Annotated in this window: 24 protein-coding genes; 10 read left to right on the top strand and 14 right to left on the bottom strand. The window is 40.1% G+C overall.

Annotated elements, in window-relative coordinates; translation table 11 throughout:
- Positions 1 to 10: 10 nt before the first annotated feature.
- The 4 genes from cysW to ggt all read right to left on the bottom strand — a co-directional run bounded on the left by cysW (position 11) and on the right by ggt (position 4,791).
- On the bottom strand, positions 11 to 880 hold the full coding sequence (gene cysW / locus MHI23_RS06155; protein ID WP_024426779.1) for a sulfate ABC transporter permease subunit CysW: 870 nt from the start codon (positions 878 to 880) through the stop codon (positions 11 to 13).
- A 5-nt stretch (positions 881 to 885) separates the two neighbouring features.
- A complete protein-coding gene (gene cysT, locus MHI23_RS06150) occupies positions 886 to 1,731 on the bottom strand; it encodes a sulfate ABC transporter permease subunit CysT (RefSeq protein WP_342492378.1) in 846 nt (281 codons plus the stop codon).
- A gap of 11 nt (positions 1,732 to 1,742) precedes the next feature.
- Entirely contained in the window at positions 1,743 to 2,780 is a 1,038-nt protein-coding gene (locus tag MHI23_RS06145) for a sulfate ABC transporter substrate-binding protein (RefSeq protein ID WP_342492377.1), read from the bottom strand.
- Positions 2,781 to 3,039: 259 nt separating this feature from the next.
- Entirely contained in the window at positions 3,040 to 4,791 is a 1,752-nt protein-coding gene (gene ggt / locus MHI23_RS06140; protein WP_342492376.1) for a gamma-glutamyltransferase, read from the bottom strand.
- A gap of 227 nt (positions 4,792 to 5,018) precedes the next feature.
- Between ggt and MHI23_RS06135 the strand changes: the two genes are divergently transcribed.
- From MHI23_RS06135 to MHI23_RS06110, 6 genes are all read left to right on the top strand, one after another.
- A complete protein-coding gene (locus MHI23_RS06135; RefSeq protein WP_342492375.1) occupies positions 5,019 to 5,477 on the top strand; it encodes an ASCH domain-containing protein in 459 nt (152 codons plus the stop codon).
- Positions 5,478 to 5,683: 206 nt separating this feature from the next.
- The gene (locus MHI23_RS06130) at positions 5,684 to 6,301 is read left to right on the top strand and encodes a DUF47 domain-containing protein (protein WP_024426775.1); all 618 of its coding nucleotides are present in this window, start codon (positions 5,684 to 5,686) and stop codon (positions 6,299 to 6,301) included.
- A gap of 15 nt (positions 6,302 to 6,316) precedes the next feature.
- Positions 6,317 to 7,315, top strand: a complete 999-nt coding sequence (locus tag MHI23_RS06125; protein WP_017359158.1) for an inorganic phosphate transporter — start codon at positions 6,317 to 6,319, stop codon at positions 7,313 to 7,315.
- A 145-nt stretch (positions 7,316 to 7,460) separates the two neighbouring features.
- Positions 7,461 to 8,231: a type II toxin-antitoxin system SpoIISA family toxin gene (locus MHI23_RS06120; RefSeq protein ID WP_024424960.1), complete on the top strand. Its 771-nt coding sequence runs from the start codon at positions 7,461 to 7,463 to the stop codon at positions 8,229 to 8,231.
- Positions 8,200 to 8,376, top strand: coding sequence for a type II toxin-antitoxin system SpoIISB family antitoxin (locus tag MHI23_RS06115; protein WP_080652934.1), 177 nt, complete (start codon positions 8,200 to 8,202; stop codon positions 8,374 to 8,376). Before MHI23_RS06120 ends, MHI23_RS06115 begins: the two co-directional genes overlap by 32 nt.
- Before the next feature lie 98 nt (positions 8,377 to 8,474).
- On the top strand, positions 8,475 to 8,606 hold the full coding sequence (locus tag MHI23_RS06110; RefSeq protein WP_120207232.1) for a type II toxin-antitoxin system SpoIISB family antitoxin: 132 nt from the start codon (positions 8,475 to 8,477) through the stop codon (positions 8,604 to 8,606).
- On the opposite strand, the gene MHI23_RS06105 is transcribed toward MHI23_RS06110, so the two are convergent.
- A complete protein-coding gene (locus MHI23_RS06105) occupies positions 8,595 to 9,494 on the bottom strand; it encodes an N-acetylmuramoyl-L-alanine amidase (protein WP_125586351.1) in 900 nt (299 codons plus the stop codon). The two genes, MHI23_RS06110 and MHI23_RS06105, sit on opposite strands and share 12 nt — an antisense overlap.
- A gap of 310 nt (positions 9,495 to 9,804) precedes the next feature.
- Between MHI23_RS06105 and MHI23_RS06100 the strand changes: the two genes are divergently transcribed.
- On the top strand, positions 9,805 to 10,353 hold the full coding sequence (locus MHI23_RS06100; RefSeq protein ID WP_039177931.1) for an ImmA/IrrE family metallo-endopeptidase: 549 nt from the start codon (positions 9,805 to 9,807) through the stop codon (positions 10,351 to 10,353).
- 25 nt (positions 10,354 to 10,378) lie between these two features.
- Here the strand turns inward: MHI23_RS06100 and MHI23_RS06095 are convergent, their stop codons facing one another.
- Positions 10,379 to 11,002, bottom strand: a complete 624-nt coding sequence (locus MHI23_RS06095; RefSeq protein WP_342492374.1) for a poly-gamma-glutamate hydrolase family protein — start codon at positions 11,000 to 11,002, stop codon at positions 10,379 to 10,381.
- 242 nt (positions 11,003 to 11,244) lie between these two features.
- On the opposite strand from MHI23_RS06095, the gene MHI23_RS06090 reads away from it, so the two are divergent.
- Positions 11,245 to 11,616, top strand: a complete 372-nt coding sequence (locus tag MHI23_RS06090) for a DUF5412 domain-containing protein (protein WP_076840900.1) — start codon at positions 11,245 to 11,247, stop codon at positions 11,614 to 11,616.
- Positions 11,617 to 11,653: 37 nt separating this feature from the next.
- Here MHI23_RS06090 and MHI23_RS06085 read toward each other — a convergent pair whose 3' ends face one another.
- A complete protein-coding gene (locus MHI23_RS06085; protein ID WP_342492373.1) occupies positions 11,654 to 12,478 on the bottom strand; it encodes a methyl-accepting chemotaxis protein in 825 nt (274 codons plus the stop codon).
- Between the two features lie 218 nt (positions 12,479 to 12,696).
- On the opposite strand from MHI23_RS06085, the gene MHI23_RS06080 reads away from it, so the two are divergent.
- Complete coding sequence (locus tag MHI23_RS06080; protein ID WP_342492372.1) at positions 12,697 to 14,169, top strand: FAD-dependent monooxygenase; 1,473 nt, start codon at positions 12,697 to 12,699, stop codon at positions 14,167 to 14,169.
- Between the two features lie 34 nt (positions 14,170 to 14,203).
- Here the strand turns inward: MHI23_RS06080 and hag (MHI23_RS06075) are convergent, their stop codons facing one another.
- The 5 genes from hag (MHI23_RS06075) to MHI23_RS06055 form a co-directional block, all read right to left on the bottom strand.
- Positions 14,204 to 15,025: a flagellin Hag gene (gene hag, locus MHI23_RS06075; RefSeq protein ID WP_024426770.1), complete on the bottom strand. Its 822-nt coding sequence runs from the start codon at positions 15,023 to 15,025 to the stop codon at positions 14,204 to 14,206.
- A 289-nt stretch (positions 15,026 to 15,314) separates the two neighbouring features.
- Positions 15,315 to 16,250, bottom strand: coding sequence for a flagellin Hag (gene hag, locus MHI23_RS06070; protein WP_202739159.1), 936 nt, complete (start codon positions 16,248 to 16,250; stop codon positions 15,315 to 15,317).
- 230 nt (positions 16,251 to 16,480) lie between these two features.
- Positions 16,481 to 17,932: a kelch repeat-containing protein gene (locus MHI23_RS06065; protein ID WP_202739160.1), complete on the bottom strand. Its 1,452-nt coding sequence runs from the start codon at positions 17,930 to 17,932 to the stop codon at positions 16,481 to 16,483.
- A 119-nt stretch (positions 17,933 to 18,051) separates the two neighbouring features.
- Entirely contained in the window at positions 18,052 to 19,233 is a 1,182-nt protein-coding gene (gene alr / locus MHI23_RS06060) for an alanine racemase (RefSeq protein WP_056766216.1), read from the bottom strand.
- Positions 19,234 to 19,405: 172 nt separating this feature from the next.
- Positions 19,406 to 20,017, bottom strand: a complete 612-nt coding sequence (locus MHI23_RS06055) for a GlsB/YeaQ/YmgE family stress response membrane protein (RefSeq protein WP_056766214.1) — start codon at positions 20,015 to 20,017, stop codon at positions 19,406 to 19,408.
- A 140-nt stretch (positions 20,018 to 20,157) separates the two neighbouring features.
- Here MHI23_RS06055 and MHI23_RS06050 point away from each other — a divergent pair, with 140 nt between their 5' ends.
- Positions 20,158 to 20,505, top strand: a complete 348-nt coding sequence (locus MHI23_RS06050; RefSeq protein WP_087975684.1) for a hypothetical protein — start codon at positions 20,158 to 20,160, stop codon at positions 20,503 to 20,505.
- 55 nt (positions 20,506 to 20,560) lie between these two features.
- Here MHI23_RS06050 and MHI23_RS06045 read toward each other — a convergent pair whose 3' ends face one another.
- Both MHI23_RS06045 and MHI23_RS06040 read right to left on the bottom strand, forming a co-directional pair.
- On the bottom strand, positions 20,561 to 21,019 hold the full coding sequence (locus MHI23_RS06045) for a GyrI-like domain-containing protein (RefSeq protein ID WP_076840895.1): 459 nt from the start codon (positions 21,017 to 21,019) through the stop codon (positions 20,561 to 20,563).
- 223 nt (positions 21,020 to 21,242) lie between these two features.
- Positions 21,243 to 21,476 carry a hypothetical protein gene (locus MHI23_RS06040; protein ID WP_125586359.1) on the bottom strand — a complete coding sequence of 78 codons (234 nt, stop codon included), beginning with the start codon at positions 21,474 to 21,476 and terminating at the stop codon, positions 21,243 to 21,245.
- Positions 21,477 to 21,493: the final 17 nt, after the last annotated feature.

The raw sequence follows: 21,493 nt of genomic DNA, 5'->3' as shown, positions 1-21,493 counted from the left end.
ATCCCTCCATTTATGTTGACCGCTTGCCAAGCCGGTGATCCCTCTGCTGAATGATTTGCTTAATGATTAAAGTAATGACTGCCACAAACGCCATGAGAGACGCCACAGCAAAAGCGGCTTGAAATTGGTACTCATTGTATAAAATTTCGATATGAAGCGGCATCGTATTGGTCATGCCTCGAATATGACCTGATACAACCGACACGGCACCAAATTCACCAATCGCTCTTGCCCCGGCTAAAATGACACCGTAAAAAAGAGCCCATTTGATATTCGGCAGTGTCACAAAGAAAAAAGTCTTCCATCCGTTTGCACCAAGTGTGAGCGATGCTTCCTCCTCATGAATGCCTTCATGCTGCATAAACGGGATTAATTCTCTGGCAATAAACGGAAATGTAACGAATATGGTGGCTAGGATCATGCCTGGTACAGAATAAATGACTTTCCATCCATTCGCCATAAGCCAAGGTCCTAAAAGCCCGTTTGAACCAAATAAAAGCACAAATACAAGTCCAGCAATCACAGGCGAAACGGCAAACGGGAGATCAATCACAGTCGTTAACAAACGTTTTCCGCGGAAATTAAATTTTGTGATAAGCCATGCAGCACTTACCCCAAAGATCATTTGAAGCGGCAAGGTGACGACGACAATGAAAACAGTCAATTTGATCGCCGCGAGTGTATCTGGATGTGAGATGGCCAGAAGGTATGAACTCCACCCTTTCTCAAATGCTTTTGAAAAAACGGCGATCAGCGGTATGAGTAAAAATAAAATCAAAAAAGCATACACGACCGTAATCAAGAGGATTTTCACCCCTTTAGATTCGGTTACAGGACTTTTATACTGAACATGGTGCTGATGACTAAGCTCTCTCTCCAATGGTTTCACCTCACGTATACTTGTTTTTTCCGCTCAACATACCACTGAATGCCGTGAATCAATAACAGGATGAAAAACGAAAGAAGCAGCATCAAGCATGCAATCGCTGCTGCACCATGATAATCATACTGTTCAAGCTTGGACATGATCATCAGCGGTGTAATTTCTGTTTTAAACGGAATATTTCCAGCAATAAACACAACAGAGCCATATTCACCTAGCGCTCTTGCAAACGCAAGTGAAAATCCAGTCATCACCGCAGGAAACAGGGCCGGCAGCAGTACGTGAAAAAAGGTCTGTCTCCTTGTCGCACCAAGAATCGCCGCAGCCTCTTCGACTTCCTGCTGAAGCCCTTCTATCACAGGCTGAACGGTTCGGATAACGAATGGAATGCCAATAAAAATCAGTGCCAAAATAATCCCAATCGGTGTGTACGCCACCTTTATATGCAGAAATTGACCAATCCATCCATTAGGAGAATAGAGGGTGGTCAGGGCAATACCCGCAACAGCTGTTGGGAGAGCAAAAGGCAAATCAATGAGAGCATCTAAGATTTTCTTTCCATGGAATGTGTACCTGGCGAGAACCCAGGCAATCAGTACACCAAACCCTGCATTGATGAGAGCAGCTGCAAAGGAAGTCGTCACGGTCAGCTGAAGAGACTTCAATACTCTTGCATCGGTAAACACCTTCCAAATCCCCTCTGCTCCTAATGAAGCCGTCCAAATAAATACCATGGATAAAGGAATGACGACAATCGCACTCACATAAACGAGCGTCACCCCAAGGCTCAGCCCAAATCCAGGCAATATACGTTTTCTTTTATTGGTGGCTGTATGTGCTTTCTTCATCACATCGCCCCCTATTTTTGTCCGCTGTATATTTGATCAAATAATCCGCCATCATCAAAAAATCTTTTCTGCGCCTTTCTCCACCCGCCAAACGCTTGATCAATCGTCACCATATCAATCTTTTTAAACTGGTCTTTATATTTGTTTAAGACTTCTTGATTTCTAGGGCGATAATAGTTTTTCGCCGCAATTTCCTGCCCTTTTTTAGAATATAAATAATCTAAATAAGCCTTCGCCACTTTCTCTGTTCCTTTACGTTTCACATTTTGATCAACGACCGCAACAGACGGCTCCGCTAGAATACTAATTGATGGGGTGACAATTTCAAATTTGTCTTTGCCTAGTTCGTGCTGCGTTAAATAGGCTTCATTCTCCCATGCAATTAACACATCCCCAAGTCCGCGTTCAACAAAGGTCGTTGTGGCTCCGCGTGCACCTGAATCAAGGACTTCGACATGTTCATATAGCTTTTTGACAAAATCCTTTGTTTTTTCTTCATTCCCATGAAATGTTTTATCGGCGTAGGCCCATGCAGCTAAGTAATTCCATCTCGCACCGCCGGACGTTTTCGGATTTGGCGTAATGATGGACACACCTGGCCGAATCAAGTCGTCCCAATCTTTAATATTTTTGGGATTCCCTTTCTTCACAAGAAACACAATGGTCGATGTATACGGTGTTGACTGATTTGGAAATTCTTTTTGCCAATCTTTTGAAAGCAGTCCGCGATCTGCAATCGCATCAATGTCATACCCTAAAGCCAGTGTTGCCACATCTGCCTCGAGTCCATCAATAATCGATCTTCCCTGCTTTCCTGATCCACCATGAGACTGCTTGATCGTGACATCCTCACCTGTTTTGTCTTTCCAATACGTCTGAAAGGCTTGATTGTATTCCTGATACAATTCACGTGTAGGATCATACGAAACATTTAACAGCTCAACCTTTCCCTTTTGGCTTGAGGCTTCGTTTGCGTTTGAGCATGCAGTACTCGTCACAGCCAAGACTAATATAATGGTCACGACCCAGACCCATTTCCACTTTTTCATGTTATCCCGCTCCCCCGTTATCAAAAATAGTGACACCAACCTTGCCGTTTCATACGCAAAAAAGACCCTTAGCCACCTGAAATACATCACAGTCCTGTACTTCAAATTGCCAAGAGCCTTCGGTTGTCCGATCAGCTATGTATGATTGATGTTAGTCTATATATTATTCAAACTATTCACAGGTGTCAACTCTGTTTTTCTTTTAAACAAAAAAAGAAACGCCATCTTGAAGAGGCGCTTCTTTTCCCGGGAAATGGTTTTAATCGGCAGAAAGCTTTAAATTGACACCAACAGCGGTTCCATTTCTCGAGGAGTCAGCTACTCCTGTAAATGTCCCTGCTTTCCGATCAATGAGTAAGGCTTGCACATTTCCTATATCAATAGGTGAACTGCCAAAACGATGACCCATATCATTTAGCTTCGTTCTTACATCAAGGGGAACACCTACTTCGTAACGGTAAGAAGTTGTACTGTTTGTATAAATCCGCGGCTCTTCCACCGCATCTTGCAGCTCCATGTCGTATTCAAGCAAGTTTAATATGGTTTGTGAAACAGAAGCAATAATAGTCGTTCCTCCAGGTGAGCCCACAGTCATGACCGGCTCGTTATCTTTAAATATGATGGTCGGGGTCATACTGGATAATGGACGCTTATTCGGCTGGACTTCATTTGCTCCGCCTGGTCTTGCGTCAAAATCTGTTAGTTCATTGTTTAAGAAAAAGCCATATTCCGGAACAAGAATCCCTGTACCAAATAACTGTTCAATGGTTGTTGTGAATGACACGACATTTCCCCACTGATCAGCAACAGTAAAATGAGTGGTCTCGCCAATGGTTTTATCTTCTGGCTGCGGGATAATTGGGGATGGATTTTTTTGCTCCTCATACGCCCATGGATCTCCTTCTTTCGGGTTTTTGTTCATTTGATCTAATTGAATGAGAGAAGCTCTTTTTGAAATGTAATCATCGTCTAGTAGTCCTTTTAGTGGAACATCTACGAATTCGGGGTCGCCTGCATATGCAGCACGGTCAGCATAGGAGAGATGCATTGTTTCAGCTAGCAGCTGATATTTTTCGAATGATTTGGGGTCATATTGTGATAGATTGAAGTGATCTAGTATTTTGAGTATTTGCAGCATAAACACACCGCCTGAGCTTGGTGGAGGCATACTTGCAAGCTGGTATCCTTTATAGTCCCCCCAGATAGGCTTGTCAGTCTTGACCTCATAACGATCAAGGTCATCAGTTGTCATCGTTCCGCCAAAATCTTGGACTGTCTTTGCAAGTGCTTTTGCTACTTTTCCTTCATAAAATGCTTTGCTTCCTTTTTTCGCAATGAGCTTAAATGTTTTTGCAAGACCTGGCTGTACAAGCAGATCGCCTTCTTTGAGCGGCTGATCATCTGGAAGAAAGATTGGCGCTGCGGCCGTTTTTTTCAGCTTTTCTTGATGATCTTCAATGGCTTTTGCTAGAACAGAATCGATTTCAAATCCATCCTCTGCAAGCTGAATGGAAGGCTCAATCAATTCCTTCATCGAACGGGTTCCCCACTTATCTAATGCTGCTTCGAGACCTTTTACTGTCCCTGGAACACCAACCGCATTACCGTGTGTGGATCGCTCAGCAAATGGGATGACTTTTCCCTCATCCGTTAAAAACATGTCAGGTGTTGCGCCCTGTGGTGCTCGTTCTCTACTATTGATGATGGATGTTTCTTTTGTCTTTCCATCATAAACCATCATAAAACCACCGCCGCCAATTCCAGACATCATTGGCTCTGTCACATTCAGTGCGTACTGGATGGCAACAGCAGCATCCACTGCGTTTCCACCTTTCTTCAATACATCAGCACCTACTTCTGATGCCAGTGGGTGAGCAGTAGCCACCATGCCATCTTTACCAACAGCTACTTTACTCCCATGAGATTCGTTCGCATTGACTTGGCTGACAGGCAGAAAAAACGAGAAAACAAACAGACATATGGACAAAACAGTTAGAGAAATGCGTTTCATGAACAACACCCCTTCCATATTCTTACTTTGACCTTACCGACTTCTTGACCAGAATACAATAGATTATTCTAAAATTTCAAAAATTTTCATCCTATCATCCTACATTTCCCAAATCAAACATTGTTTTTCAAAACATATGACACACTCACTCATTAGGAATAAAGACACACCATTTCCAACGATTCAGCTTCAAGGTATAATAAACACAACAAAGAGGGGGAAAAACATTGAACAACAAATGCAGATTATTTTGGGAAGACTATTGGAAAGAGAAATCAGAAAAAGCACCTGCTGACGCGTTTGTTTCGGCGTGGTCATTCGGCTCAGATCCTGATCATTTGCTTGATCTTGTAAAGCAAGGAAAAAAAACAGCCACTTGTTCTGGACACCTTTTTTATGAAAAGGAACAGGAGCCGCTTCCACAACCCGGACAATATGCGGTCATTTTGGACAGCCAAGAAGAGCCAAAAGCCATCATTGAAATTACACATGTTGATGTCATGCCAATGAATGAAGTCCCCGTATCATTTGCACAAGCTGAGGGTGAAGGCGACTTATCTTATGACTATTGGTACAGAGAACATAAAGAATTTTTCACAGAAGCACTCCAATCATACGGTTTAGAATTCAAAGAGGATATGCTTCTTGTTTGTGAACGGTTTAAGCTGATTCATTCAGCTTCTTAGCCTTTAAGCGGCGCCAAATATGGCCCGCTTTTTTCGTTGCTTTTCCCCTTTTAGAAAAAGGTGTGTTGAGATCACATCTTTAGGTCAGAATAAGATCAAATAGAAAAAGTGAAGAAATTTTCGACTACACCTGTTTTTTTTCGACAAAAGAATATATAATTATTTGATGTGTGCATTGTCTCATTTATACAATGGAGGGTTTTTACATGTTAAAAAGGAAAAAAGACAAGTTTTCCGTCTTGTTAACGGAAATTGCTAAAAATTTAGATGAAACTGCTGAGTATTTTGTTAGCTATAAAGTAACAAATCAAACCACTCTGAAAGAATTTTCTGACACATTGAAGGAATATGAGACAAAAGGTGATAATCATGTTCATACCATGATTAAAGAGCTGAACAAAGCCTTTATTACACCGATTGAACGTGAAGACATTCTTCAATTGACGAATAGCCTCGATGATGTTTTAGATGGAATTGAGCATTTTTCCGCAACATTAGAAATTTACTCAATTACAAGCTCTGACGAACATATCGACAAATTCAGCCACTACATCAGAGAGTGTGCGAAAGAAATTTTAATCACAATTGATCTACTAGCTGAAAATCGCTTGAAAGATATTCATCCGCACGCAATCAAGATCAAAGAGATTGAACATAATTGTGACAATCTTCATCGTAAATCATTAAAGAACTTGTTTGGAAAAGAAACAGATCCAATTAAAGTGATTCAATACAAAGAAATTTACGAAACACTTGAAGAAATCGCTGATTCCTGTCAAAGTGTTGCCAACAATCTAGAAACAATCATTATGAAGAATGCGTAACGGGGTTAGTTAAACATGGACACATTACTCATCCTTACCATACTTATTGTCATTTGTGCACTTGCTTTTGATTTCATTAACGGGTTCCACGATACAGCAAATGCCATTGCGACTTCAGTTTCAACGAAGGCATTAAAGCCTAGACATGCGATCATCATGGCAGCGTTCATGAACTTCTTAGGAGCAATGACATTTACAGGTGTGGCAAAATCCATTACAAAAGATATCGCAGATCCATTTACACTTCAAAACGGCTCTGTTGTGATTTTGGCTGCTTTAATTGCGGCCATCACATGGAACTTGCTTACTTGGTATTACGGGATTCCGAGTAGTTCTTCACATGCATTAATCGGATCAATTGCAGGAGCGGTTATTGCCTCTGCCGGTTTTGGCGCTTTAAACTATTCGGGATTCATTAAAATCATTCAAGCACTTTTGCTTTCACCTATCCTAGCTTTCGTATTGGGATATATCGTGTATACCATTATCAAAATTATTTTTAGAAACAACAATCTCGCAAAAACAAATAAACAATTCCGACGTGTTCAAATTTTAACAGCTGCACTGCAATCGTATACCCATGGGACAAACGATGCGCAAAAAGCGATGGGAATTATTACGATGGCTTTAATTGCAGGTAATTTGCATACAACAGACGACATTCCTTTCTGGGTACAATTCTCTTGTGCGCTTGCAATGGGACTCGGTACTTCTATCGGCGGCTGGAAGATTATCAAAACAGTCGGCGGTAAAATTATGAAAATTCGTCCAGTAAACGGAGTATCTGCCGACTTAACGGGTGCAGCTATTATCTTCGGTGCGACGTTTATTCACTTACCTGTTAGTACGACTCACGTTATCTCGTCTTCTATTCTAGGTGTAGGTTCTGCACACAGAGTCAAAGGGGTTAACTGGGGTACGGCAAAACGTATGCTTGTCACTTGGGTGATTACATTACCGATTTCAGGAACTCTAGGAGCTCTTATATACTTTGTGTTAAATGCGATTCTCTAATATCAAAGACCTGTCTAACAGGTCTTTTTTTATTTGCCCGCACACTTAAAACCCTTTTCCTGCAGGACATTTTTTCATGAAGCAGGGTTTCCAATCATATCCATAGAAATAAACAAGTATTCATCTGTCTATGGGAGAGAAGAACATGCTATTATTTTTTCAATTGACTGTATGGTTATTGCTAGGTGCTCTTGCAGTGTATGTATTTGCAGTTTGGCGCTTTGAACAAAAAGTAAAAGAAAAGATGTTTGCCATTCGTAAAACGTGGTATTGGATTTATGTAGCGGGTGCTGTTGTGTACTGGACAAATGACCCTTCTTCTATCTTCACCGATTGGATGCACTACTTGATCATTGCCGTATTTTTCGCATTAACTGATGCTTTCATCTTTCTTAGCTCCTATATTAAGAAACTCGGAAATCATGAGCTGGAAACCGACACCCATCAACTCCTTGAACAAAATAACGATCTCCTTCATTCTTACCTCAATAAACTAAAAACGTACCAATACCTATTGAAAAATGAACCGATCCATGTATATTATGGAAGTGTAGAGGCATATATAGAGGGAATTGAGCGGCTGATTTATTCTTTTGCCGACAAGATGAATATTCAAGCGGTGCTTTGTCCATACGATATGCAGGAACAAAAAGACGACCTGCTTCGGACACTTGACCAGCGAGCTCTTATTCAGGCGAAGCTTGACAGGCAGGAAGTATATTACGATGATTTCGGTCATTTGGTGCTCATCCCATTTTCTGTAGCAGATGCTCATTTTGTCATTAAGCTCACCTCCGATGAGATTGTCACGGAGTTCGACTATTTATTAATGACATCACTTACAACAATTTATGACCTAATCTTGCCTGACGAAGAGGAAGGTGATGAAGATGGACCACGCACTTCAAGGGGATAACAACAACCCTAAGAAAAACCCTTTTAAGATTTTAAAGAAAAAACGCCATATCAGTATGGCCGATTATAAGGTAAGCCCCCATACTGAGCGAATTTTTAAAAAGAATGAACAGCTTCTGGATGAGTATAAAAATAAAAAGGCTTGATTACACTAAAGGACGCGGAACGAAATCCGCGTCCTGCTTCCATTTTCACATAGACTTGCATACAATACACTATACGCTGCAACGATTGAGGTGCCAAAATGAAAAAGAAAATCAAACAACTGAGATATGTTCAGTTTGCCGAATATCAGCCGTCCCCATATACTAAGCGATTAATTGAAAAGAGTGAAACAGCCATCCAATCATACAAACAGAAACACTCACTGATTTAACAGTTTAAGCAGCTTCTCCTTCGTTTTAGGACCGTATACCCCATCACTTGTCAGACCGTTCACCAGCTGAAAGCGCGCTACGGCATTCGCCGTTTTTTCTCCGTAAACACCATCGATGCCTTTATCTGCAGCCGATTTATCAGGGTAAAAATAAACAGCAGCAAGCGCTTTTTGGACGAGGCGTACGTGCTCTCCCTTCGTTAGAGGCGAAGTCACCTTTAAAATCCCATCTGGCAGCTCATACATCATTTTTCCATCATTTCGATAAATTTTGAGAACCTGTCCAATTTGAATCTTGTTCGGGTCGCTAATGTTATTCCACTTCTGAAGATCTTGAACTGTGACGTCATGAGCTTTGGCAATACTCGTTAACGTATCCCCGCTTTTGACGACATACGTGATGACCGTTTCAGGGTCTCCTGCCGTTTCAATTCCTTTTTTAAATTCATTCCATGTAGCGAGAAGCAGACGCGGACATGCTTTTCCAGACCAGTGCTGATGTGTGACCACATTCGCTAGTGGAATATTATGCTCTTTCAGCAGCTTTTGAATGAGCCATTGCGCATGTTTGACCGCTTGTTGGAAATTCCCATCTTCATTTTCACAAATTTCAATCCCGATCGATTTTCTGTTCCCATTTCCATTTCCGTCCCCTGCATGCCAGCCATTTTCATTTAACGGCAGATGCTGAAAGATTTCATGATCATCCACTGTAAAGTGCCAGCTTTCCGCTGTCGTTGGGCGTTTCACATATGCCGCATGACTTTTTGCATCCGCTCCCTTTGACGTGTTTGCTGTGTTATGCACCGTCACATACATCGGTGTCATGGCGTATCCTGGGCGGTTCCCGTTTCCAACTGGAATAAAATCTTGATAAATTTCTACCATGTTCTGCACTCCCTTTTGCTAAATTGAATTGATCTTTCTCATCAATTGGTGGCGTTCGTAAGACAACTTGTGTTTGTTTTAGTGATAAGACTATGGTAAAATTTGAATTCAATCCACTCTTTTTAGTAATGGAAAACGCAAAAATGAAGAAAAAAACAGGAATTAATTCCATTTTTCCTTGATTTTATGTTAAAATTGTTAAAAATAAGCCGATATTAAAAGTAAGTAATAGCTTCATTAGCTATTTAGTCCTATATGGACTTTTCTTTTACGCCAAAAACAGAACATACGTTTGCTTGGAGGTTTTTAAATGACTGGTTTTTTAACCCATTTAGAAGAAGAGATTAAGCGGTTATATGCCAAATTACAAATAAGCGGTCCTGCTTATAGAGACATGCAAAGGATCGCTTCTGAATTTCATGTATGGGTCCACTATGAGGATACTGGCAGCATGATGATCAAACATCAAGGTCTTTACAGTATTATATTAAACAGATCTCTATCGTCAGAGGAACAATGGCAGGATTTTGCCCACGAGCTTTGTCATGTGCTGAAGCATGCAGGCAACCATTTCAAGATGCACAAACTCTTTCGAGAACTGCAAGAGTTTCAGGCTAAACAATTCATGTATCACTTTTGTGTACCGACCTTTATGCTGATGCAAATGAAGCTTCCAAACCTTCGGCAGCAAGCCATTTTGCAGATTGCGCAAACATTTCATGTCACCTGGGCTTTTGCTGAAAAGCGGCTTGCCTTATTCGAACAGCGGAAAGCAGGCATTCGCTTTCAACAAGAGTTTACATCTTATTTAATGAAAGCTGAAAAGGTCGCGGAAAAAGAAGCTGTTTATCAAACGTAAGCCTCTCTGCATAGGGCGACATGGTTTATCCATAAAGATTTAATACTTGCTTGAGTACATTTGTGTACCGATAAAATTGCTCATTTTGCGTTTCACGGCGATAGCGCCGTCTGAAGTCTTGAAAGAATGCTCTTCTTTGCGCCTGACTGATTTCAAGCTGTACACTTTTTCCGGTCAGACATTGATTATTGATATTGTGAGGATGTGTTCCAGAATAACGATCAGATTCAGATAGCAGCACTGCTTGGAAGCCATTAAGCGTTAAACGTTTCACTGTTTCTGCCGCTTTTTCTCTGTCTGTCCCGCCCACTAATGTTTGAAGCACCTCCGTTTCCCCGTAGCCATGGAGCGCAAACGTGTAATGATGGGTATGCACTAGAGAAAGGCAGACCGGCTCATTGAAACGTGTGCTTGTAATATGAAGCACATGATTGCCTTTCACTTTAAGGCCTTCAAATAAATACATAGAATCATCACTTGCGATTTCATGAATGAGCTCACTCACGCCAGATTCAATTCCCCCAGCATGAGGGGACAAAACCAAAAGCTGGTCTCCTTTCCGCTCGTGAAGAATTTGATAGTCGATTCCCTCTCTTTCATGAGCGGAAAGCTCTTCATAACTTTGATATGTATCAATGATTTGCGTCATTCCATCTTCCCCATTTCTCTATATGAGCATAAGTCTACTGATCTTAAATTCTTTTGTAAAGGGATTTCGCATGACCTATCGACTTAATACATCCTTAAATTTTCCTTATCTTTTCGGCTATCTGTTGAATTTTGAGAAAAAATGACCGATAATTGAAATGAATAGAACTTTTGGACTATATGAATCTTTTTGCATTCTCTCTCATAAATTAGAAATATTGTGATCTACATCTGGAGGAATTCATGTTAAAAAAGAAAACCACCATCACCCTTGTCATCTTAATCCTTAGCTTCGCTGGCATCATTTACTGGAAATGCTTTTCTCTTCAAGGCGTATCTCACGGAACCTTTATCCGCTCGATGACATCACCTGACGGAACATATATCATCAACACCTATCGACATAGCGGAGGGAAACTAAAGGAGAACGCAGTTAGAGCAGAGATTGAAAACAAACTCACCCGCCGAAAGAAAACGATTTACTGGAAATACCCTGATAAAGACCCTCTCATTAAATGGAAAAATGGACAGCTTGTTCAAATTGGGCATGAGTTTTTAAATGTGGTAAAGGGAGAAACATACGATTATCGCTTTGACCGGAACAAAAGAAAATAGCGTATCAAAAAAAACGAATCCCTCTTGGATTCGTTTTTTACGTTGACATCACATGCTGCATGAATTCTTTCATTTCTTTACTTACGCTCGTTAGTCGTTCCACAATTTCACTAAACTCTGTCACAAGTAAAGCCTGCTCTGATGATGAACCTTTCATATGGTCCATACTCTCAAGTAATGTATGTATATTAGAGGAGATCCCTTGCAGTGAACTTTCAATGTTTTCTGTTGCACGTGAAGTTTCACTTGAAAGCTTTTGAACCTCACTGGCTACAACACTAAAACCAGCCCCCTCTTTTCCTGCCCTGGCTGCTTCGATTGACGCATTCAATCCGAGCAAACTCGTTTGTTTCGAAATGCCCTTAATCATTTTTGTAATATCAGATGTTTTTTTCGAGCTTTCAAGTGTTTGCTGCGTTTGTAAGGTCATTTCCTCACTTGTCGCAGAAAGCTCTTCTGAATGTGCCGCCACCACATGCACCTTTTCTTGAATACTTTGAATGATGTCATTTAATGACTCCATATATGCTTCAAGCTCTAATTGATTTTTAAGTGGATAACCTAAAGCGAGTGCGCCGATCACTTGTTGATTTTCATCAAAAATTGGCAAACCCATTGCGTTTAACGGTATTCCGTAAACCGATTCAGGCACAAACATACTTGATGTCTCACCTCTGAGCGCTTTTTTCATATTTAAATCATCTGGCTTAATGAGTTCTCCTGCTCGAATTTGAAAATCCACATCTTTCGATGGCAAATACAGCAAGAATTTCTCTCGATCAATGACACCCATCGTCACTTCGTTTTTTAAAATCTGCATCATATAAGGTGCTGCTGTCACAATACTCTGTAGTATATTCAATTTCTCTACCCCCTTATATAGTTTATCGGTCGTTCTTCTTAAATTAATAGATACTTTTTAAAAATAATGATGATGATTAGAAGAAATTCTTCATATTTACGAGTAAAAAGAAGTACTTTTCCTTTCTATATTCAAACGTATATTTGCTATAATTAATGAATTAACATATGATGAAATGGTCATGTAATCATTTTGTGTATTCATTGGAGGCGCATGTTGTGACACAACCCATGAAATATGAGCGGGCAATCGTCATTGGCGGAGGTATCACCGGGATGCTCGCTGCAAAAGTTTTATCAACATATTATCATCAAGTCTTAATTATTGAAAAGGATGAACTGCCAGACTCTCCTGAGAATCGTCTCGGCACTCCTCAAGCCTTTCATCCACATAGAATGCTGCCACTTGGCAAACAAATCGTTGAACGTCTATTCCCTGGTTATACAAAAGAGTTACTGGCAATGGACGGATTTAATACCATGCATCAAACCTCTCGATTTATCACAAAAGATGGCGAGTTAACGCTCACTGATACAGAAGAAACCGCCGTCACAAGACGCGCAATGCTAGAGTGGGTGCTGATGCAAAGAATGGTAACAGAGGAACGTGTGCAGTTTTTAGAAAAACATGAAGCCATCTCCCTTCAGTTTAAAGAGGGAACCAATCAAGTCATGGGGCTTATCGTGAAGGACCGGCAAGTAAAACCTGGCAGCATTCATGAAATGAAAGCAGACTTAGTGATCGATACGTCTGGAAGAATGTCCAAATTGCCAAAATGGTTGAAAGACGCTGGATTAACCTTGCCACAGACTGATAAGTTAAGTGTGTTTCTAGGCTACAGCACAAGATATTACCAAATACCATCAGGGGCCCCACCCCTGCAATCAATGGTCGTAGTTGGCCAGCCAGACAAGCAAATTCCAACAGGGCTGTTTGAACGGGTAGATCATGATTTAGTGGCTGTTCTTCTTTCTGCAGCTGGCGGTTCACATTATCCAACAACGGATGCAGATCAATTTGATTCAGAAACCGCTGGACTGACCCATCCCGCGATAGCAGAAGCCATCACCCATTTAACGCCCTTTACAAAACCAAAAGGATTTAGAGTTCCTTCTTGCGTGAGACATCACTATGAACACATGCAGGATTGGCCAAGTGGATTATTGGTGATGGGCGATGCCTTGTGTACGTTAGATCCCATTCATGGACAGGGCATGACAAAGGCAGCCCTCGAAGCTCAAACACTTCACCGTATGCTCAAACAAGCACAAAAAAATGAGCGGCTGTCTTTTGAAAAGGACACATTACAACAAATGCAGCAAGCGAGTGAACTTGGCTGGTGGCTTTGTGCAATTGCTGATATGGCGTGGGACGGTGTCGAGTTAAAAGGGGAAACACCCATCCCCCATTTGACGTTCGTACAGGAATTTTTAAATCGCTACGTACAATACGCCATTGTCACAAAACAGCCCAAACGAATTGAAGCGTATCACCGGATGCATTCTTTCTTAACAGAACCGAGAGAAATCATCAACTTAGAACAGCTGAACGACATGATTCAAGCTGACACCTCAGGAGAAACCGCCGAATGGTGGAAGCAATGGGATCAAAAGAACGATGAAGGCAACCGAGCTTTTTTCCATGAAGCGGTTCCTGACTTCCGTCTAAAGCACTTGCTGTCATTCGATTGAAACAAAAAAAGCCCCTTCAAAGGGGGCTTTTTCATTAACGTAATAATTGAAGTACGTTTTGCGGTTGCTGGTTTGCTTGCGCTAGCATTGCTTGAGATGCTTGAGAAAGAATGTTGTTCTTTGTGAACTCACTCATTTCTTTCGCCATGTCAACGTCACGAATACGAGACTCAGCAGCTGTTAAGTTTTCAGCAGAAGCACCAAGGTTATTGATTGTGTGCTCTAGACGGTTTTGGACTGCTCCAAGAGCTGAACGCTGTTTAGATACAGCGCCGATTGCTGCGTCGATTTTTGCTACTTCGGTGTCAAAGTTAAAGCCTTCTTCATTTACTTTAATATCTTTGACAGTCAATGTTTCAGCGTCCATTTTACCAATCTTTACATTGATATTTTGCTCAATGTTCGCTCCAATTTGAAATTGGAATCCATCCTCAACGCTACCATCCAACAAATTCTTTCCGTTAAATGCTGTACGCTGAGAAATACCATCAATTTCATCAACCAAAGCAGTGAGTTCTTCTTGAATAGCTGTTAAATCTTCTGTTTGTTGAGTCCCAACGTTACCTGCTTGAACTGTTAATTCACGCATACGTTGAAGAATCGCATGTGTTTCAGTTAATGCACCTTCAGCAGTTTGAATAAGAGAAATGCCATCTTGTGCGTTTTTAGACGCCATTTCTAATCCGCGGATTTGTCCACGCATTTTTTCAGAGATCGCAAGACCTGCTGCGTCATCTCCTGCACGGTTGATACGAAGTCCAGAAGAAAGCTTTTCCATGTTCTTTTGCCCTGCTCCATTGTTGGCAGACAAACGGTTCAGTGTGTTAAGTGCTGCGATATTGTGGTTAATTCTCATGTTAAATGACCTCCATGTGTTTGAACCAATTGGACGTCCTTATCCAAAAGTTCTAAATTAGAATTTTTTTGTAAGCCTTACAATCCATTTATCGAACTTTAATGGAATATGTTTAACAAAAAAGGAATAAATAAGGATAAAGTCTCATTCACTATGATCGTTTCGCTAGAGTATGCCAAATTTAAAGGTCATTTTTCATGATTTTATCATAGGGATTTAAGAATCATAAGAGTGTGGGGAATTCGAAGAAAAAACATCATAAAAAAAAGCCCCATAAAGGGGCCTTTCATTAACGTAGTAATTGAAGTACGTTTTGTGGCTGTTGGTTCGCTTGTGCAAGCATTGCTTGAGACGCTTGAGAAAGAATGTTGTTCTTAGTGAACTCACTCATTTCTTTCGCCATGTCAACGTCACGGATACGAGACTCAGCAGCTGTTAAGTTTTCAGAAGAAGCACCAAGGTTGTTGATTGTGTGCTCTAGACGGTTTTGGACTGCACCAAGTTTACCACGTTGAGCAGATACTTGGTTGATAGCAGCATCAACGATTTTCAATTGAGTATCAAAACCAACATCTGTTGCATCTGCTGCATTATCAGCAAATTTAGTTACATCAATATCTTTTACAGATTGATTAGCTAAGATTGTTCTTCCAGTTGTATCAGCTGGATCTTTAACTCCTAGTGCATCAGTGCTCATTTTTTCGATGTTCACTGAAATTTGTTGAGTTGCATTAGCACCGATTTGGAATACTAAAGATTGCTCACCAGCAACTGGTGCTGCAGGATCAGCAGGAGCTTTAAATGTACCATCTAACAATTTCTTACCGTTAAACTCTGTACGATTTGAGATACCATCTACTTCTTCTTGTAGAGCTTTAATCTCATCTTGAATAGATTGAAGATCAGTAGTTTTATCCTGTGTACCAGTGTTTCCAGCTTGTACGACTAGTTCACGAACACGTTGAAGGATTGAGTGAGTCTCAGTCAATGCACCTTCAGCTGTTTGGATAAGTGAGATACCGTCTTGTGCGTTTTTAGAAGCCATTTCTAATCCGCGGATTTGTCCACGCATTTTTTCAGAGATTGCAAGACCTGCTGCGTCATCTCCTGCACGGTTGATTTTAAGACCAGAAGAAAGTTTCTCCATGTTCTTTTGGCTCGCACCGTTGTTTGCAGACAAACGGTTTAATGTGTTAAGCGCTGCGATATTGTGGTTAATTCTCATTTCCTATTACCTCCATGTATGTGGGACCTAACAGACGTCCTTGTCTGAAAAAAGTCCTTTATTCTAGGGCTTATCAACCCTGACAATTCTATTATCGGATTTGTTTATAGGATGTTTAGCAGATTTTTTAAAAAATATCTTATTTTTTAATGACGTTATTCCTAATTTTAACAATTTCATCAAAATAAAAGCTGCTGATCTCTTATCAGCAGCTTTACAATTTATGAATATCAGTATTGCTTGATATCAAACATTAAGATATTTTGGTACACAACGTAATCCTTCTTACTTGTGAAAGGACCTTTATTGTGTTCATCATTGATTTCATAGAAGTTCATGCCAATTCCAAAACTTCTCTCTTTATACCAGTTTAGAAAATCGTTGATTTCTTTCATTGAAAGCAAATAATCCTTTTGCAGCCCGTTTATCATGGTAATTGAAAGTATACCTTTTGTTGATTCTTCACCAGGTTTTGTCCCGTCCTGATCTTTCGGTTCTTCGGTTGAACCATCGCCAGGTTTTGTCCCGTCTTGATCTTTCGGTTCTTCGGTTGTGCCATCACCAGGTTTTGTCCCGTCTTGATCTTTCGGTTCTTCGGTTGTGCCGTCACCAGGTTTTGTCCCGTCTTGATCTTTCGGTTCTTCGGTTGTGCCATCATCTGGCTTTGATTCACCTTCAGCAATTTGTAAATCTTTTAGTGAGATAGAAATCACTGATTTGTAATCACTTTTAATCGATTTTGAATGATAATCTTGCTGGAAATTTCGTCCACCTATGATATATATGGTATCCTCAATCGTTACAGCACTTGAACCTACTCTAGCTTCAGGTAAATTGATCGAGCTTCTTTTCACAGAATTCGTTTTAGCATCATAAAACTGTGTGTATGGTGATAATAGACTGGCTCTGTCATCATACTGACCTCCAGCCATGAACAATTTTCCCTGATATGTTGTAAATGCAGCCCCTAGTTGATAAAACTTTAACTGTGATTTTGTTTGTACCCATTGATTTGTTTCAATGTTGTATTCATACACTTGGGAATTTTTGTGATTACTAACTGTTCTTTCTCCACCTGTAGCATAAATTTTGTTGTCAACGACTTCTGACATAGACATACCAGTAAATTGCTGAGGAAACATTTTTAATTGTAGCCATTTATCTGTTTTTGTATCATAACTATAAAAATTATGTTCTTGATAAGGACTTTTATTCGTTGCAAGAATATAAATCTTATCATTTACAACACTTGCACTTATGTCACCTTTTGTCACAGCATAGTATGGTATATTAATCGGTGTTTTTGCCCATGTATCTAATTCTGCATCATAAATATCAATCGTATTTGTGCTATCTTGATATGCTCCTCCAATGACATATACTTTTTTACCTATCGCCACTGCCGTACTATCTGTTCTTTCTCTAGGCATGTCAGCTTTTGAGCTCCACTCATTTTTGTGAGGATCGTACATGTAGGTATTTTTATTACTATATGCCTTTTCACTACTTCCCCCAAAAACAAAAATCTTCCCATCTACTACTGCGGAACTAGAATGAAGTCTCTCTTCCGGTAAGTCTGCTCGCTTCGTCCACCCATTTGTCTCAACTGCATGAGCTTTTAACGGATGGATTGTGACCATCATTAAAATAGTCAAAAGCACTAAAAATAAATCTTTTTTCATCGTTTCTTTCCTCCATATCTTAAATATCCCCCCCTTTTATCGACATATTTGTAATAAAATTTAATTTTTATCATTGTACACCAGAACAAATATCCTCAAATTGCACCTGTTATTTACCCTCATACATACATCACCGGTGTCGATATTTTAATAATCTTTCCGCCGCGACGATAAAACCTTGGGACGCGGCGGCTTAAGGTGGCGATGACTTCGTAGTTGATCGTATTGAGCATTTCGGCGATTTCATCGACAGAAATTTCTCCGCCCTTTTGACGACCATATATGACGACTTCTTCGCCTTGCTTTGCTTTCATTTCTCCTAAACTGATCATGGTCATATCCATTGTGACGCGGCCAGCAATCGGCATTCGTTTTCCTCGGAAAAGCATGAATCCTCGATTGGATAAAGCACGTGAGTACCCATCTGCATAACCTATTGGTATGGTTGCTATCACTTCATCAGGTTTTGCTACATAGGTTGCCCCATAGCTGACGGTTCTTGGCTTTGTCACCATTTCCTTCACGAACGCAATCCTTGCTTTTAAACTGAGAGCGGGCTCTAGCTGAACAGCATCTAAACTCTCAATGTATTGCGAAGGGTACAGTCCATATAGCCCGATGCCGAGCCGAATCATATCTGCGCTAAATTCAGGAAACGCGATAGCAGCCGCTGTATTGTTCATATGTACTGTGGGCAGTGTAATGCCTTGTTTTTTTAAGAAACGAAGAAAATCAATAAAAATGCTGTGCTGCAGCAGTGTGAAATCAGGGTCAGGCTCATCCGCAGTGGAGAAATGCGTAAATATTCCATCCCACCTCAGGTTTTCACTCTTTTCAAGCGCCTCTACCACCTCTAACAGCTCTTCCTTTGTCCGTACACCTAATCGTCCCATCCCTGTGTCAACATTGATATGAATCCCAAGGCGATGCTGACTTTCTTCTTCCGCTAAGATCTCATTTGCTTGAACAATCCAGTCTTCTCGAAGGCCGGATAGGTCAATTCTCCAGGCTGCAGCCCTTTTCACACAGTCGAGCGGGGTAAATCCAAGGACCAGAATCGGTGCTTCAATTTTTGCTCTCCGCAATACAATGCCTTCTTCCAAGCTGGCAACCGCAAGCTCTGTCGCACCGCTTTCTAGTGCCTGCCGCGCTACTTCAACTGAACCGTGTCCATAAGCATTCGCCTTTACGACAGCCATGATCTTACTTTTCCTTGGAATATGCGCTTGAATAGCTTCAATATTTCTTTTAATCGCGTCAAGATTGACCTCGATCCAGACTTCCCTGCAAAGCTTTTGCATGTATGTTTCCTCCAGTCATTTCGATATCAATGTTCGTTTTCGTGTCTAGTCTATCTTTATTCATTTTTGAGAAAAACATTCAACCGCAATGATTGAACCAGCCTTGTCTTGATTGACATAAAAAAAGAAACCACCTCAAATGGTGATTTCTTCTTTATGAACAGGCATTTCATTAATCCGCAGATTTCATCATTGAATCAATTTCATGATAAATCTCTTCCAGATTTTCTCGTTCAGTCAAATATTCGGCAGTGCTCTTACGAACAGGCACATCAAATGTCAGAAAGGTGAGCGTGATCGTTGATGATTCCTGATCATTCATAGTTAATCTCAATTCAAGTGTCGAGATCTCTTCATTATTATCAATCTCAACAGATTGTTCAATCGGCACACCATCTTCTAACATGTCAACTTGTTTCAACTCTTTCAAGGAAAGCTCAGTGACTTCAAACCTGAATTTTCGAGATGAGCCGCCAGGTTGGTGTGTAATAAAGCGCATTACCTTTCGCTCATCATCAATCGCAAAGCCTTTATCAACATTTTGTGAAAAAAGGTATGTGGAAGCCTGAAAACCGTCTTCTTGAAAAAGCATCATCATTTTATCTAATAATATGTTTGGATCATTCTTTTCTTTTTGTCTTTGCAGCCTACCCGCTATCCATAAAATGACCATTGCACCGATGATGCTAAAAACCGTTCCCAGCCCATTACCTACATCTACGAAAATAGTAAAGCCTAAAATAGCAACAATAAAAGCGATTACAATGCCTATGATGAATATCACTCCATGCTCCTCCTGTCATGACCCTCATTGTTATATTGGTTTAATCAAGTATAGCATCTGGATTTTGATCGAAAAAAAATCTACTATAGACTAAACAGATACTATATTCATTTCGCTTTTAAATAGAAAGGATTTTTATGATGAACCTCTACACGACAGACGAAATCATTGATGCTCTTTTTAAAGCCTGGTCCTCTCAATCTAGTTCAAAATGGAGTAAAGACAACCCGGCCAATGGACAATGCGGTGTCACTTCTTTAGTCGTCCATGATCTTTTAGGCGGAAAAATAAACAAAACCGCATTACCCAACGGATGGCACTTTTACAACGTAGTGAATGGAACAAGAATCGACTTTACTTCTTCACAATTCTCTGAGGAAATCGTTTATATGGATGTACCTTCAAATCGAGAAGAAGCATTTGAAGATACGAATGAGGATCAATACCGATATTTAAAGGAACGAGTCCTAAAATATTTAAACATATAATACTCATGAAAACAGACCATATGAGGTCTGTTTTCATTGCAGTTTGATAAAGTGTTTAAAAGATAGGCAGTAAGAATTCACACACCTTATCTTCGCCTTCTTCTTCTCTATATCTCTCCATTATAGGTGCCTGACGCATGTTTAATCGATTGTTTTGGATCATTTGAGGCAATTGTCTCCAGAACAAATTCACTTTTTCGGTTGTATGTGTCACTGTAAACACAGCATACGTTCCCCCTTCAAAATGACCAGTCTGAACCATTTGATCTTTTGTGAAATCTCTATTTGTCATAAGCATGAGGTCGTATCTGCATTTTTCTGATGGAATTTTTCCAGGATCATCTTGAGGAACACCATATATACCATATTCCTTTAATTCATCATTTAATTGATGTTGCTTGATCCATTTCTTAAATCTCTTCATCATCTCAAAATTCTCTTTGCTGCCATATGATCCGATATTTCTCATATACACCATTTTCATATTCGTTAACATTTCAATGTTGTAATTCATGATTTCCCTCCAACTCGTATTGGAAGACTGGCCAATCATTCCTTACAAACAACGGTAACATCCTTTAAAATAGAATGCAGTAGGATATTAAAAATAATGTAATGTATGATGGAAAATACATATGGAGGATTTGCGATCTATATCATACATGAAGTAATCTCATTTTCTCCATTAGATATCAAATTTTTTAAATAAAAAAGAACGGACTATAGCCGCTCACTTGTTATTGATTTTCCTTTGAAGATTTAGCATCGAGAAAGACGCCAATTAAATAGATGATTGTTCCGAAAAACAAACCATTTAACAAACTGATAAACAACATCTTACAAACCATGCCAACATAATAAGACGCTGGCGTCCCTGGAAACACAGCCATATTGAAGAGGCTAATCATAAAGGTTAAAGCAAAAGATATAATGAAAATCCTTCGAAATAATGTTGATTTTAACATTGTCACTTTACTTCCTCCTCAAT

The sequence above is a fragment of the Bacillus sp. FSL M7-0003 genome, assembly GCF_038628485.1.
GTDB lineage: Bacteria > Bacillota > Bacilli > Bacillales > Bacillaceae > Bacillus > Bacillus safensis.
The sequence above is the reverse complement of the archived record's forward strand: the minus strand, read 5'-3'. Positions and strand labels throughout refer to the sequence as shown.